The sequence below is a fragment of the Candidatus Koribacter versatilis Ellin345 genome (genome assembly GCF_000014005.1).
GTDB lineage: Bacteria > Acidobacteriota > Terriglobia > Terriglobales > Acidobacteriaceae > Korobacter > Korobacter versatilis_A.
In genome coordinates this window covers 1,721,718-1,735,141 of the sequence record NC_008009.1, presented here as the reverse complement: position 1 = coordinate 1,735,141, position 13,424 = coordinate 1,721,718, and the positions used below count along the sequence as shown (strand labels likewise).

The following is a 13,424-nucleotide window of genomic DNA, read 5'->3' as shown; positions in this document are numbered from 1 at the left end:
TCCCGCTTCCCAATTTCGCAGCGTCTTTCCGATGAACGACAACAACGCGAGTCTGTGCAACAGCGGTGCTCGTCCCCTGCGCCTTCGTGCTCTGGGGCGAACTTCTTCGCAATAGGTATAATTTTCGTTTGGCATTATTTGCCGGAGGACGACTTATGACACCGCCCACCAGCGGTTCCTGGCAGCGCCTGAGAGCCAATCGGTTCGCTTCTGTTCTTGTGATCCTGGCCACTCTCTCGCTCGGCATTCTGATCGGAACCGTGATCTCTTCGACTGTGAAGGGCAACGAAAAACAGGTCAGCAGCTCGGACGCAACTCCGCTGCAGATCCCTGAGCCCAAGCAGCTTTCCAACCAGTTCGCGCAGATTGCGAAACAGCTCGAACCGGCGGTGGTCAACATCAACACCGAGTCCACCATGAAGCACCCTTCCATCAAGGGACGACGCGGCCAGCAAACGCCTCCCGATGACGACGAGGATAATCAGGACGATCAGGACCAAGGCCCGGGCGGCGGGCAGGACAGCCCCTTCCAGGACTTCTTCGATCGCTTCTTCGGTGGCCAGGGTGGCGGCGGGCAAATGCCCCAGCAGGACCTCCGTCAGCGCGCCCTTGGCTCCGGCATCATCATTGACCCGAAGGGCTACATCATCACCAACGATCACGTGGTTGATAAAGCCGACAAGATCAAGGTCAACCTCATGGGCGACCCTGAGACCGTCAGCTACGACGCTACGGTCATCGGCGTGGACAAGGAAACCGATCTCGCCGTCATCAAGATCAACGTGAAGCACGATCTTCCTTACGCGAAGCTCGGCAACTCCGAGGGCGTACAGGTCGGTGACTGGGTTCTTGCCCTCGGCAGCCCCTTCGGTCTTAACTCGACCATGACTGCCGGAATCGTCTCCGCCAAGGGCCGCAACATCGTCCCGCAGCGCCAGTTCCAGCAGTTCATCCAGACCGACGCCGCCATCAACCCCGGCAACTCCGGCGGTCCGCTCGTGGACATGGCCGGTGAGGTCATCGGCATCAACACCGCGATCTTCACCACCGGCGGCGGCTACCAGGGTGTTGGCTTTGCGCTACCCTCCAACACGGTCATACAGGTTTATAACCAGCTCATCGCGCCCGATCACAAGGTCTCGCGCGGCTCCATCGGCGTGGAATTCAACGCGGTAGCGAATCCCGCGGTAGCGCGTGTTTACGGCGTCACCACGGGCGTTACGGTAGCCAACGTCACTCCCAATGGACCGGCACAAAAGGCCGGCATCCAGACGGGCGACACCATCGTTTCTGTGGATGGCAAGCCCGTAAAGAATGGCGATGAACTCGTCGCTGACATCTCTGCGCGCAAGCCGGGCTCGACCGCGAAGGTCGGCTTCGTTCGCAACGGCAAGGAACAGTCTGCAAGCGTCACGATCGCGGATCGCTCCAAGCTCTACGCCGCGCGTCTTGGCGGCGGTGGCGAAGAGCAGGGTGAAGGCGGCGAAGGCCAGCCCCAGCCCAGCAAGTTCGGTGCGACCGTGCAGAACATTACGCCTGAGATGGCGCAGCAGTTGAAGCTGCCCAACACCAAGGGCGTTGTGGTCAGCAACGTGAAGCAGGACAGCTTTGCGGAGTCTGTCGGCCTTGGCCGCGGCGACGTGATCCTCGAGATCAACAAACAGCCCGTCACCAACGAAGACGATTTCCGCCGCATTCAGGGCAGCCTCAAGAGCGGTGCTGACGTCGTCTTCCTCGTCCGTCCTCGCGGACGCGATAACGGAACCATTTTCATGGCCGGAACCTTGCCGTAAACCTAACCTTGCTTACCATCAAGCGGCCCGCATTTCGGTGCGGGCCGTTTCGTTTACTGGCCGGTCAACGTCCTAAGGTAACGAACCGCGGCAACCTTTCCCCTAGGCTTCCCTCATCCCACTTTGCGATGATTGCAGCAGGTTGATTCCCGTTTGGATTGCATTTCGTCACTTTTTTGGGAATTCGCCCTTGCCTTCAGGCTTGCTCCGTCATTTAGAATGACCCATTCGATTGCAGTTCCGTGAACGGGCCCGAAAACTGAGGACTACTGATTGCGTCTCACTAACGCGCTCCTAATAACAGCACTTATGTTCGGATGCCTAAGCGCAGCCGAAGCGAAAACGACGAAGAATACCGCCTCGTCAAGCGGCGGGTCGTCGCATCACAAAACATCCGGCAAAGCTTCTTCAAAGAAAACGTCCAGTAAGTCCCGTGGCCAGGCCGCTCCCAATAGCGACCGCACCCGCGAGATCCAGACTGCTCTCATCCGCGAGCACTACATGAGCGGAGAGCCCACCGGATCCTGGGACAACCAGACCCGCGATGCCCTGACCAAGTTCCAGGCCGACAACGGCTGGCAAACGAAGCTGGTTCCCGACTCTCGCGCCCTGATTAAGCTCGGCCTCGGCCCCAGCCGCGAAGGTCTCTTGAATCCCGACACCGCCGCCATCAGCCCGCACGAACTGGGCGCAGAAAAGCCACAACCCGGCGGCTCTGCCAGCAACTAATCCATTTCTGCAAAGGGAAAACGCGGCCTGCGGGCCGCGTTTGTGGTTTTCGTCCTCAATTCCTTCGTGATGGTGCCCTTCGTGTTCAAAGGTTGTCGGGCGTCCCTCGCCGACCGGGGCAACCTGCACATTCTGCTAGCCCCACTTGACTCAGTGCGTTACCATTCGTCCGCCAGAGACACTCATTGCCTGGAACCCTCCTATGACACTGGCTGCAAAGCGAAAGCTCGCGTTTTGGTTGTTCGGTATTGGAATTGTCGGCCTCATCTTCAGTTTCAAGTACTATCACGCGGACGAACGCCTCGGAGAGATGTACACCGAGCAGTTCGGCGACAAGCTTGATCGCACGTTAAAGAACAAGGTTGCCGACCCCGACGCCACCGTCTGTCCGCGGCAGCATGTGCTATCCAAAGTCGTCATCAGCAATTCCTGCGCCGACGGGGCCTCCTCGTCGGATAAACCCTTCTATGCCACTTTCGAGATTGATACCGGCGACGGAACGAGAACCTACCGCGGCCTCGTTCGTGGCAAGGACGGCGTATATACCGAGTACACCTGGGATCCCGGCAACTTGACGACAGCGATTTTCAAAGCCCCCGATCCAACTCCGGTCGCCTGCGTCGATCCCAAACAGGTTCGCCACAACTGGCAAGGCATCATCACGTGTACCGACATGCATTAATTTGGGCCTCGTACTGAATTGGCCCCCGCATCTGCGCGTTCCCCACAACGTGCACTGCCGTTCCTTGTCTCATGCGCGTATCATGAGTGCTGTCGTTGTTTCATGCTTTGAATACGCACTTTTTAAGGCAATTCTATGGCTGATGCTGAGCATAAGATTCGAGTCTTAGTAGCAAAACCCGGCCTCGATGGTCATGACCGCGGCGCCAAAGTCATCGCCCGCGCCCTCCGCGACGCCGGTATGGAAGTCATCTACACTGGCCTGCGCCAGACTCCGGAAATGATCGTCACCGCAGCGTTGCAGGAGGACGTGGATGTAATCGGTCTCTCCATCCTGAGCGGCGCGCACAACGCAATCGTGCCGCGCGTAAACGACCTCCTCAAGCAGCACAAAGTGGACGATGTTCTGCTACTTGTCGGCGGCATCATCCCCGACGTTGATGTCGAGAACCTGAAGAAGATAGGCGTCTCGGCGGTTTTCCAGCCGGGCACGCCGATGGACGACATCATCAAGTTCATCCAATCCAACGTTCGCCCGCGCGGAGTTCCGGCAGCCTAATTCTCCATGGCAGAGGACGAAAACATTCAGCGGCGGCGCTCCCTGCTGCAGCAAACCGTTGGCCCGGCGCCTTGGTACTGGGAAACCTTCCCCGCCCTCCACGGCGCTGCCGGCCAGACTTTTGTTTGGAATTTCCATGGCTCTGAAGGTGCCCTCGCTTACCTCGTCTCTTTAACGCTCTCTACTGAGCCTGACGTACCGCGTTTGGCGCTCAACACCTACGGACGCCCGTTCGCTCTCGAAGGCTCGCGCTTCGGCGTATGGTGCCCGCAAGGGAAATACATCCGCATCGCTGTGTTCGACGCCGAGAAGCTCAAGCCTTTCGACTTCCAGAACGTTGCCGGTTGGTTCAAGCAGTCCACGGAACGCATCTACTCCGCCACCGAACCGGTGGCCGACTTCGAGTTCGATGGCATGCTCCCGCAAGGCACCCACAGTATCGAGTTTCCTGCGGAGCTTCACGAGGTGAAGGAGATGCACCTCGTGAGCTCGTATCCGGCGAAGGCAAAAGAAGATCCCCACGCCGCGGTTTATGTCGTCTATCCGCACGCGGGCTTGGTTGAGGTCCTGCCACAACGCTGGTTCACGGCAACCAACTTCGACATCGGCTACCAGTGGATCAGCCGGATCACGCGCGATCCGGAAACCCATCGCCTGGTCGGCGAAGGCGTCCGTATTGGCGGCTTCGAACTCACTGAAGACGGCACCGGCCTCGCCGAACGCTTCGAGCTGGCTTGAGTACCTATTGCACGACGGAACCATTCGAAGGCTGTACGCTGCTTCGCCTGGTATCCGACGACGGCACCAACAAACTTTCACGCGCACGCGTACAAGACCTGACGGAAACCCTGCTGGGCCTTCCGCGGCAGCCGCTGATGATTTGCGGTAATCCCAAGTTCTTCTCCGTCGGTGCCGACCTCGACGAGATCAATGCCCTGCGGGGCCACGACGCCTTAGACTTCGCCATGATGGGCCAACGCCTCATGCAGACCGTCGCGGACTTCCCCGCGCTCACCTGCGCTGTGGTGGAAGGCTGGTGCATGGGAGGTGGCTTCGACCTCGCGCTCTCCTGCCGCTTCCGCATCGCTTCGCCGCACGCCGTCTTCGGACACCGTGGCGCCGCGTTGGGCCTTATGACAGGCTGGGGCGGCACCCAGCGTCTCCCACGCTTGGTCGGCTGCGCACAGGCGATGGAGATTTTTCTAACGGCAGAAAAGATTCACGCACAACGCGCACTGGAGCTCGGAATCGTGGACGTCGTGAGCGCGGAACCGTACGCCTCAGCCACAAGGTTTATTACTGCTTCGTAATCGAAACTTGGTAGTAGGATTCGTTTGCGGTATGGCTCTCGATCCGGAACAACTTGCGCGGCTACAGCGGGCCTACGAAGTGCTCGGCCTGCCACAAACCGCTTCCGCCCAGCAAGTAAAGCAGGCCTATCGGAAACTGACTAAGCGTTGGCATCCGGACCTCTATTCTCCAGGATCGTTCGAGCAAAAAGAAGCCACTCTGATGATGAAGGTCATCAACGACGCCTACGACTTCGTCTCGGGTGCTCCGCTTAATGACTGCGATCCCCGCGTCGCCGCTCCCGAAGCAGAACGCGTTCGCCAGCCTTATGTTCAGCCACCACGACCAATCATCTTCCGGCATGATCGCGACGCGCCACCACCTAAGCTGGATCTTTTTGGGTTTTGGGTTCGGTTTTTCTTCGGTGCGATCTTCGGCCTCCTCTGTGGATTCAATGCAATCGCGAGAGGCGTCGTCGAATCGATTCCGCTTGCGATTCTAGTGGGGTTGGCCGAGGTGGTTATCTTTGGTTTGCTGTCGGGTTTCCTTGGCGATAAATTCTGGATAGATTTCTTCCGCCGGTAGCGACGGAGCCCCAAGATGACATCCCGCGCACCCTTGTCGTACCCTTGATGGTTCGCCGAACGTGGGGCAACGGAACCGGAATGTCCAGCCAAGAACCCAACAACATCCTGCCGACCAAGGTAGACACCACCACCGCACGCTTTTCGCATAATCAGCACGCCATGGCGAAGTTGGTTACCGAGCTCCGCAACCAGGAAAATGTCATTTTCCAGGGCGGTGGCGATAAGGCTATCGAGAACCAGCACAAGAAGAACCGCAAGACCGCCCGCGAACGCATCGACATGCTTCTCGATCCCGCCACCGGCCTCTTCGAGTTAGGCGAGTTCGTCGCCCATGGCATGTACGAAGAATGGGGCGGCGCGCCCTGCGCAGGCGTCGTCACCGGCATCGGCGAGGTCCACGGGCGCAAGTTCATGCTCATCGTCAACGACGCTACCGTGAAAGCCGGGGCGTTCTTCCCCATGACCGCGAAGAAGGTCATCCGTGCGCAGAACATCGCCATCGAGAACCACATCCCGACGATTTACCTCGTGGACTCCGCCGGCGTGTTCCTGCCCCTCCAGGAAGATGTCTTTCCCGACCAGGATGACTTCGGCCGCGTCTTCCGCAATAACGCGGTGATGAGCGCCATGGGTATCCCGCAGATCACGGCGATCATGGGCATGTGCGTCGCAGGCGGCGCGTATCTGCCGGTAATGTGCGACCACATCCTGATGACCGAGGGCTCGGGCCTGTTCCTTGCCGGCCCGGCGTTGGTACAGGCTGCTATTGGGGCGAAGTATTCCGCGGAAGAACTCGGCGGCGCCGAGATGCACTCGCAGATCAGCGGCACGGTGGATTTCCGAGAGCCCAACGATCACCTCTGCATTGCGCGCATCCGCTCGCTGGTGTCGAAGATGGGCCAGCGGTCGAAGAGTGTCTTCAGCCGCGTTGAGAGCGAGCCCCCGAAATTCGCTGCCGAGGAGCTTTACGGCGTCTACGACGGGGACGCGGCGAAGCAGTACGACATGAAAGAGATCATCGCGCGCATTGTGGACGGCAGCCGCTTCGACGAGTACAAAGCTGAGTATGGCGAGACCGTCCTCTGCGGTTACGCGCGCGTCGGCGGTTTCGCCGTGGGAATTGTCGCAAACCAGAAAACGCACCAGCACCAGACCGACCACAACGGCAACAAGCGCGTTGAATTCGGCGGCGTAATCTACACCGAGAGCGCGGAGAAAGCCGCGCGCTTCATCATGGACTGCAACCAGAACCTCGTGCCGCTCGTGTTCCTGCACGACGTCAATGGCTTCATGGTAGGTCGCGACGCAGAGTGGAGCGGCATCATCCGCGCCGGTGCGAAGATGGTCAACGCCGTGTCCAATTCCGTGGTGCCGAAGATCAGCGTAATCGTCGGTGGCTCATTCGGTGCCGGCCACTATGCCATGTGCGGCAAGGCCTACGATCCGCGCTTCGTGTTCGCGTGGCCCTCCGCGAAATACGCAGTGATGAGCGGCGGCGCAGCAGCAGGCACACTGGTCGAAATTAAAGTGAAACAACTCGAGCGCGGCGGCAAGAAACTCAGCGACGAAGAGAAGAAAGAGCTCTTCGACAGCGTGAAGGCCACCTATGACGAGCAGATGGATCCGCGTTACGGCGCAGCGCGCCTGTGGATTGACAAGATTATCGACCCGCTCGACACCCGCGCAGCACTCATTGAGGCGCTCGAAGCGTGTGCGCTGAACCCGGATGTGAAGGAATTCAAAGTGGGAGTGCTGCAAACGTAATGGCAGATACGGTCAAAATCATCGAGTGCCCTCGCGACGCATGGCAGGGCTTGAAGGGCCAGATCCCGACTGAGCTCAAGGTCAAATACCTCCAAGAGTTGGTCAGCGCCGGCTTCAAGCACATTGACGCCGTCTCGTTCGTCTCACCCCGCGCGGTCCCGCAAATGGCGGACTCCGAAGAGGTGTTAAAAGAGCTCGATCCCCCCGATGATGTCGAAATCATCGGCATCGTGGTCAACGAAAAGGGCGCCGACCGAGCGATCGCGACCGAAGCCGTCCGAACCCTTGGTTTCCCGTACTCGTTCTCGCCCACATTTCTAAAGAACAATCAGAACCAGACGCTCGAAGAAAACGCAGAAGTTCTGGAGAAGGTCGTTGAGAAGCAGCGCAGTGCCGACATGGATCTCGTCGTATACATCTCGATGGCGTTCGGCAACCCCTACGGCGATCTCTGGTCTGTTGATGAGGTTCTCGAAGGAATCGGCATCCTCGCCGACGACGGCATCCAGCAAATCTCGCTTGCCGATACAGTAGGTCTCGCAACGCCACAGCAGATCGCCGACCTCTGCGGCCCAATCGTAGAAAAATTCGATTACCTAGAAGTCGGCGTTCATCTCCACGGCACCCACACCGACGCAAAGGAAAAGGTCCTCGCCGCCTACGACGCCGGTATCCGCCGCTTTGATGCTGCGCTCGGAGGTCTGGGCGGCTGTCCGTTCGCGCAGAACACCTTGGTCGGCAACCTACCAACGGAAGCGGTGTTCACCGCTCTGAAAGAACGCAAAGTCGAACCGCCGGTCCGCAAACCGATCGACACCCTGTTACAAATGAGCAGTGACTTCGCGCTGCGCTTTGGTGGTTCCCCGCAATAGAAAAGCGGCCCGGTTAGGCCGCTTCCCTGTCACCACGTTGACCAATCAGGAGAAAAACAGGGCCGAGATATCGGAAGCCAAGGAATGTTGCGGCGCTGGCGAGTTTTCCAGAAACTGTTCAAAATCGAATGCGCGTTCGCGTTCCGAATGTCTGGTGACGCGAGCGTCATGGCTGCGCCCCGGAAACTGTAAAAGCGTCGCTGCGAAAATCATGATCGCGCTTAGCGTTAATGGAGACTGCATATCGTACGTCCTTGCCTTGCCACGGTTCCGCCGACTACAGTCGCTTGCGGGAACCAATTTTCAGTAAGAGTTTCCGCCTGGAACACATTTCGCGCCATAGTACGGCAGTAACTGTAGATACCGCTTTTTGGGGATGTCTCCCCGGGTTGGGGCACAGCGCCAATTCCGCAGTCGAGAGGGCTTAATGGGCTATAAAACGCTGCTTTGTCATACCGAAGGTGCCGTCGCCACGATCACCATCAACCGCCCTGAAAAGCGTAATGCCATGAGCTACGAGCTGATTGATGAGCTCCTGACCGCCATGGCCGAAGTCGAGAACAGTCCCGCGCAACTCCTCGTTCTGACGGGCGCCGGCAACGCCTTTTGCTCCGGCATGGACCTCGAGAACCTGCGCCAGATCACCGGCAACAGCACTGAACAGAACCTGAAAGACACCGAGACCGTAGCGCGCCTGTTCCGTACCCTCTACGACTTCCCGAAGATCACAATTGCTGCGGTAAACGGCGCTGCGATCGCCGGCGGCACAGGTCTCGCGACGCTCTGCGATTTCACCATCGCCTCATCGGAAGCAAAGTTCGGCTACACGGAAGTCCGTATCGGATTCACGCCGGCGATCGTGTCTTCGTTCCTGGTGCGCCAGATCGGCGAGAAGCAAGCGCGCGACCTCCTGCTAACCGGCCGCATTCTCAGCGCCGACGAAGCCTTCCGCATCGGTCTCATCACCGAAGTCGTACCGCCGGAAAAACTGAACGAACGCGTGCAACAACTCTGCGAAACACTCCTGCAAAACAGCCCCGCTTCGCTGGTTGCAACAAAGCGCCTCATCAACAGCTTCAGCGCCGACGAGCTAGACCGGCACATCCCCTCCTCCATGCGCGCCAATGCCGAAATCCGCACTACAGCTGACTTCCGCGAGGGGGTCACGGCATTCCTCGAAAAGCGCAAACCGCAATGGAGTGGCCGTTAATCCCACCCTTCATCCCATCAACCGTTGCAACGTTTGCGAACTTTTCCCCCGCTCGTGCGTACTTCTCTACATAAGGGTCCCGTGGAGGCACAAGATGAGCGCAAAATGGAACTGGGCAATCGATAGTTTTACGGTGCGAGTGACGGCAAACCTCGTAGCGTTCGGTGTATGGCTTGCGGCGGCGGTAGCGATCATGGAATTCGCAGCGCGCCAATAACAGTGTGAAGAGTTTAGCGGTGACAACGAAGCGACGCAGCAGAAGCGCGGCGAACCTGCCGCGCCTTTTGCTTGTGAGTTGAATCGTTTGCGGGGCGGGGCTAAACTTTCCCGAAGCGCGTGGGGCGCTTTCCATGAAGTTCCTGCACCGAATCCCCAAGCCGCCGCTGTCGCGTTTCGTACGCGTGCTCTGGTTCTATGAGGGCTACGAGACAGCGCACAAAAAAGAGCGGATCCTACCCACCGGCACCATTGAAGTCGTTTTCAATCTCAAGGAAGACATCACGCGCGTGTACGACCCGCGCAAGAACAACGAATGCCTTACGCATCGCGGCGCGTTGATCTCCGGCATGCTCACGGAATACACGGTGATCGATACCGATGAGCAGATGCACGTAATGGGCATGCACTTCGCTCCTGGTGGCGCATTTCCGTTTTTCGATCTCCCGCTCAGCGAGTTCAAAGACCAGCATCTTTCTCTCGAGGATGCTTGGGGGCCTTCTGCGAACACCTTGCGCGAGCGACTCCTAGCGCTCCCCAGCGTTGAGGCAAAATTCGACCTGCTCGAAGCCGCGCTCATGGAAAAGATGATGGCCTTCGAACACCACAAGGCAGTCCTCTTCGCCCTCCACGAGATGCATTCGCGACAGGCACAAAGCATGGCCGAGCTGGTGGAGAAAATCGGCATCAGTTCGCGGCGGTTCATCCAATTGTTCAGCGAGCAAGTCGGACTTACGCCGAAGCTCTTCTGCCGCGTTCTGCGCTTCCAGGAAGTCGTGCACGGTATCGGCGGGAAGAGGGATGTAGACCTTGCCGACATTGCGCTGCATTGTGGCTATTTCGACCAGGCGCACTTCGTCCACGATTTCAAAGCGTTTTCCGGTATTAGCCCGACGGAATATCTTGCCAGCCGCACCGTGCACCTCAATCACGTGCCTCTGGCCGACTAGGTCAATTTTTTACAATACGCGGCGAGCGCAATCCGCCAGACTCATACCCATAGGAGGATGGCGACTCAACGCATGGCGGCCGGACGAGTATTTGGGATCAGGCTGCGGTGCGCGGGAGTGCTGGTCCGCTTCAATTCATTTGGAGATATGGCAATGTCGAAGGTAAAACCGATTCCCGACGGGTACCACTCCGTCACACCCTACCTGGTGATCAAGGGCGCGAAGCAAGCAATGGAGTATTACACCAAGGCTTTCGGCGCGCAGGAAGTCTACAAAATGCTCGATGACAAGGGCAACGTCGCCCACGCAGAGATAAAGATCGGCAATTCGATGGTCATGCTTGCCGAGGAAAAAGTGGAGCTCGCACACAAGAGCCCAATTACCCTGGGCGGCTCGGCGGTGAGCATGGTGCTCTACGTCGACGACTGCGACGCGGTCTTCAACCGCGCTGTGGAAGCTGGCGGCAGCGTGGAACGTCCGCTGACGACGCAGTTCTATGGCGACCGGAGTGGCGGCTTGAAAGACCCGTTCGGCTATGTGTGGTATGTATCAACCCACGTCGAAGATGTCTCGCCGGAAGAGATGGATCGGCGCATGAAGGAACAGATGAAACCTGCATAGATCGGCAGAAACACGAAGGCGCAGAGATTCGTTTCTCTGCGCCTTCGTGGAACTTAAACGCCGACCGCTTCTTCGGCCTTCTTTGCGTATCGGTTGTCTACGTACTCGTTGAGAATCGTCGTAAACTCCTCGACGATCTTGTCGCCCTTGAGCGTCGTCATCAGGCGGCCGTCTACGTACACGGGCGCCTTCGGCTCCTCAAATGTGCCCGGCAGCGAGATGCCGATGTTAGCGTGCTTCGATTCGCCGGGGCCATTCACCACGCAGCCCATCACCGCGACCTTCATCTCTTCCACGCCGGTGTAGCGGGTCTTCCACTGCGGCATCTGTTCGCGAATGTAGTTCTGGATGCGCTCGGCGAGTTCCTGGAAGAAGGTACTAGTGGTTCGTCCGCAACCCGGGCAGGCTGTCACCTGCGGTGTGAAACTGCGGATCGCCATCGATTGCAAAATCTGCTGCGCGACCAGAACTTCTTCGGTGCGATCGCCATTCGGCTTCGGCGTAAGCGAGACGCGAATTGTGTCGCCAATGCCTTCGAGCAGAAGAACTGACAAACCGGCCGTCGATGCCACGACGCCCTTCGCTCCCATACCTGCTTCGGTCAATCCGAGGTGCAGCACGTAGTCGCAACGCTTGGCGAGATCGCGATAAACGTCGATCAAATCCTGTACGCCGCTCACCTTTGCGCTGAGGATGATCTGATCTTTACGCAGGCCGTAACGTTCGGCGATTGCCGCGGAATTCAGCGCGGAGACAATCATCGCTTCCATCATCACGTCACGGGCTTCTTTCGGCTCAGCGAGCTTCGCGTTCTGGTCCATCATCTTCGCGAGAAGCTGCTGGTCGAGCGAGCCCCAGTTCACGCCAATGCGGACGGGCTTCTGGTTCTCAACCGCAACGTCCACCATGGCCTTGAAGTTGTCGTCGTCCTTGCGACCGATCGACACATTGCCGGGATTGATGCGGTACTTCGCCAACGCCTTCGCGCAGTCGGGATATTTCTTCAGCAGGATGTGGCCGTTGTAGTGGAAATCGCCGATGATCGGCGTATGGATGCCGATCTTGGCCAGGCCGTCAACGAGATGCGGCACGCCCTTGGCGGCGTCATCGTTGTTCACGGTGACGCGGATGAGCTCAGACCCGGCGCGGGCAAGCGCGATACACTGCTTAATCGTCGAGTCCACATCGGCGGTGTCGGTGTTGGTCATCGACTGCACCACAACCGGCGCGTCGCTGCCGACCCAGACGTCTCCAATGCGAACAACAGGAGTTTTACGGCGGTAAATCGTAGGCATAGCTTAGGTTTATTTTAGCAGCTTAGGATGTCCCAAAAACCGCCTCAAGCAGGGCTAATTCATCTGCCCGTAACTGCTAACTCTAGCAGTATCAGAGTATTGGAAGTACAGTTACGATGCACAAATTGAGAGGTGTACCTTGGCCACGCAGGCAGCGCTGCAACTCGAGTCCCCACTCTTCGAAGGAATGTCTCCCGCCGATCGCCTTGAAGTGCTCTCCGCGGCCACTGTGCACAAGTTAATGGCCCGCACTATCGTGACCCATCAAAACAGTACCGCCGACTGCATGTACCTGCTGTTGGAGGGATGTGGACGTCACTTCCTCGTACAACCGAATGGCAGGATGTCGATTCTCATGTGGCTGCCGCGTGGCTCGCTGTTCGGCGCCGCGGCCGTCCTCTCGCACCCGCGCAATTACATCGTCAGCACAGAGACCGTGATTCCGAGCACCATCGCGGCCTGGAAGCGCGATGTGATCCGCGAATTGATGCAGCGCCATCCGTTGCTGTTCGAAAACACCCTTCTCATCGCGTCGGACTATGTTGCCCACTTCTTGCGCGGTTTCACCAACCAATCTGCAAAGCAACGCCTCGCACGTGAGATTGCAACCCTCGCGGTTAGCATCGGAGAACAGACCAAAGACGGCATCCTGCTTGATATAACCAACGAAGATCTCGCAAGCGGTGCGAACGTGACGATGTTTACCGCAAGCCGCATTCTCGGCCGATGGAAACGGGCCCATGTGCTCTCGAAAACCCGTGGGCGCTTGATCCTGCGCTCCCTCGAACACATGCAACACGAGGCCGCCGACCCGCGCTACATCTCATTGCGCTCGCATTTGCCCGATAACAACTAGG

15 protein-coding genes are annotated in these 13,424 nt (G+C 58.4%); 14 read left to right on the top strand and 1 reads right to left on the bottom strand.

Annotated features, from left to right (window positions below):
- The first annotated feature begins 155 nt into the window (after positions 1 to 155).
- The 13 genes from ACID345_RS07395 (at position 156) to ACID345_RS07335 (ending at position 11,272) form a co-directional block, all read left to right on the top strand.
- Entirely contained in the window at positions 156 to 1,793 is a 1,638-nt protein-coding gene (locus tag ACID345_RS07395) for a Do family serine endopeptidase (RefSeq protein ID WP_011522239.1), read from the top strand.
- A 309-nt stretch (positions 1,794 to 2,102) separates the two neighbouring features.
- Entirely contained in the window at positions 2,103 to 2,522 is a 420-nt protein-coding gene (locus ACID345_RS07390; RefSeq protein WP_011522238.1) for a peptidoglycan-binding domain-containing protein, read from the top strand.
- A 202-nt stretch (positions 2,523 to 2,724) separates the two neighbouring features.
- Positions 2,725 to 3,204 carry a hypothetical protein gene (locus ACID345_RS07385; RefSeq protein ID WP_011522237.1) on the top strand — a complete coding sequence of 160 codons (480 nt, stop codon included), beginning with the start codon at positions 2,725 to 2,727 and terminating at the stop codon, positions 3,202 to 3,204.
- 135 nt (positions 3,205 to 3,339) lie between these two features.
- Positions 3,340 to 3,762: a cobalamin B12-binding domain-containing protein gene (locus tag ACID345_RS07380; protein WP_011522236.1), complete on the top strand. Its 423-nt coding sequence runs from the start codon at positions 3,340 to 3,342 to the stop codon at positions 3,760 to 3,762.
- A 6-nt stretch (positions 3,763 to 3,768) separates the two neighbouring features.
- On the top strand, positions 3,769 to 4,500 hold the full coding sequence (locus tag ACID345_RS07375; RefSeq protein WP_011522235.1) for a hypothetical protein: 732 nt from the start codon (positions 3,769 to 3,771) through the stop codon (positions 4,498 to 4,500).
- Positions 4,497 to 5,072 carry an enoyl-CoA hydratase/isomerase family protein gene (locus tag ACID345_RS07370; protein WP_011522234.1) on the top strand — a complete coding sequence of 192 codons (576 nt, stop codon included), beginning with the start codon at positions 4,497 to 4,499 and terminating at the stop codon, positions 5,070 to 5,072. The genes ACID345_RS07375 and ACID345_RS07370 overlap by 4 nt, the downstream gene beginning before the upstream one ends.
- Before the next feature lie 31 nt (positions 5,073 to 5,103).
- Positions 5,104 to 5,637 carry a J domain-containing protein gene (locus ACID345_RS25240; RefSeq protein ID WP_011522233.1) on the top strand — a complete coding sequence of 178 codons (534 nt, stop codon included), beginning with the start codon at positions 5,104 to 5,106 and terminating at the stop codon, positions 5,635 to 5,637.
- An 80-nt stretch (positions 5,638 to 5,717) separates the two neighbouring features.
- Complete coding sequence (locus ACID345_RS07360; RefSeq protein WP_041855532.1) at positions 5,718 to 7,403, top strand: acyl-CoA carboxylase subunit beta; 1,686 nt, start codon at positions 5,718 to 5,720, stop codon at positions 7,401 to 7,403.
- Positions 7,403 to 8,275, top strand: a complete 873-nt coding sequence (locus ACID345_RS07355; protein WP_011522231.1) for a hydroxymethylglutaryl-CoA lyase — start codon at positions 7,403 to 7,405, stop codon at positions 8,273 to 8,275. Before ACID345_RS07360 ends, ACID345_RS07355 begins: the two co-directional genes overlap by 1 nt.
- A gap of 427 nt (positions 8,276 to 8,702) precedes the next feature.
- On the top strand, positions 8,703 to 9,485 hold the full coding sequence (locus ACID345_RS07345) for an enoyl-CoA hydratase/isomerase family protein (RefSeq protein ID WP_011522230.1): 783 nt from the start codon (positions 8,703 to 8,705) through the stop codon (positions 9,483 to 9,485).
- 94 nt (positions 9,486 to 9,579) lie between these two features.
- Positions 9,580 to 9,702 carry a hypothetical protein gene (locus ACID345_RS27360; protein ID WP_266190112.1) on the top strand — a complete coding sequence of 41 codons (123 nt, stop codon included), beginning with the start codon at positions 9,580 to 9,582 and terminating at the stop codon, positions 9,700 to 9,702.
- Positions 9,703 to 9,835: 133 nt separating this feature from the next.
- A complete protein-coding gene (locus tag ACID345_RS07340) occupies positions 9,836 to 10,651 on the top strand; it encodes a helix-turn-helix domain-containing protein (protein WP_011522229.1) in 816 nt (271 codons plus the stop codon).
- A gap of 153 nt (positions 10,652 to 10,804) precedes the next feature.
- Positions 10,805 to 11,272: a VOC family protein gene (locus ACID345_RS07335; protein WP_011522228.1), complete on the top strand. Its 468-nt coding sequence runs from the start codon at positions 10,805 to 10,807 to the stop codon at positions 11,270 to 11,272.
- Positions 11,273 to 11,325: 53 nt separating this feature from the next.
- Here the strand turns inward: ACID345_RS07335 and ispG are convergent, their stop codons facing one another.
- Complete coding sequence (gene ispG, locus ACID345_RS07330) at positions 11,326 to 12,567, bottom strand: flavodoxin-dependent (E)-4-hydroxy-3-methylbut-2-enyl-diphosphate synthase (protein WP_011522227.1); 1,242 nt, start codon at positions 12,565 to 12,567, stop codon at positions 11,326 to 11,328.
- A gap of 139 nt (positions 12,568 to 12,706) precedes the next feature.
- On the opposite strand from ispG, the gene ACID345_RS07325 reads away from it, so the two are divergent.
- Complete coding sequence (locus tag ACID345_RS07325) at positions 12,707 to 13,423, top strand: Crp/Fnr family transcriptional regulator (protein ID WP_011522226.1); 717 nt, start codon at positions 12,707 to 12,709, stop codon at positions 13,421 to 13,423.
- Position 13,424: the final 1 nt, after the last annotated feature.

Bases quoted from the DNA above. Each gene is read 5' to 3' on its own strand.
- ACID345_RS07395 (WP_011522239.1), top strand. From the start codon at position 156: ATGACACCGCCCACCAGCGGTTCCTGGCAGCGCCTGAGAGCCAATCGG.
- ACID345_RS07390 (WP_011522238.1), top strand. From the start codon at position 2,103: ATGTTCGGATGCCTAAGCGCAGCCGAAGCGAAAACGACGAAGAATACC.
- ACID345_RS07385 (WP_011522237.1), top strand. From the start codon at position 2,725: ATGACACTGGCTGCAAAGCGAAAGCTCGCGTTTTGGTTGTTCGGTATT.
- ACID345_RS07380 (WP_011522236.1), top strand. From the start codon at position 3,340: ATGGCTGATGCTGAGCATAAGATTCGAGTCTTAGTAGCAAAACCCGGC.
- ACID345_RS07375 (WP_011522235.1), top strand. From the start codon at position 3,769: ATGGCAGAGGACGAAAACATTCAGCGGCGGCGCTCCCTGCTGCAGCAA.
- ACID345_RS25240 (WP_011522233.1), top strand. From the start codon at position 5,104: ATGGCTCTCGATCCGGAACAACTTGCGCGGCTACAGCGGGCCTACGAA.
- ACID345_RS07360 (WP_041855532.1), top strand. From the start codon at position 5,718: ATGTCCAGCCAAGAACCCAACAACATCCTGCCGACCAAGGTAGACACC.
- ACID345_RS07355 (WP_011522231.1), top strand. From the start codon at position 7,403: ATGGCAGATACGGTCAAAATCATCGAGTGCCCTCGCGACGCATGGCAG.
- ACID345_RS07345 (WP_011522230.1), top strand. From the start codon at position 8,703: ATGGGCTATAAAACGCTGCTTTGTCATACCGAAGGTGCCGTCGCCACG.
- ACID345_RS27360 (WP_266190112.1), top strand. From the start codon at position 9,580: ATGAGCGCAAAATGGAACTGGGCAATCGATAGTTTTACGGTGCGAGTG.
- ACID345_RS07340 (WP_011522229.1), top strand. From the start codon at position 9,836: ATGAAGTTCCTGCACCGAATCCCCAAGCCGCCGCTGTCGCGTTTCGTA.
- ACID345_RS07335 (WP_011522228.1), top strand. From the start codon at position 10,805: ATGTCGAAGGTAAAACCGATTCCCGACGGGTACCACTCCGTCACACCC.
- ispG (WP_011522227.1), bottom strand. From the start codon at position 12,567: ATGCCTACGATTTACCGCCGTAAAACTCCTGTTGTTCGCATTGGAGAC.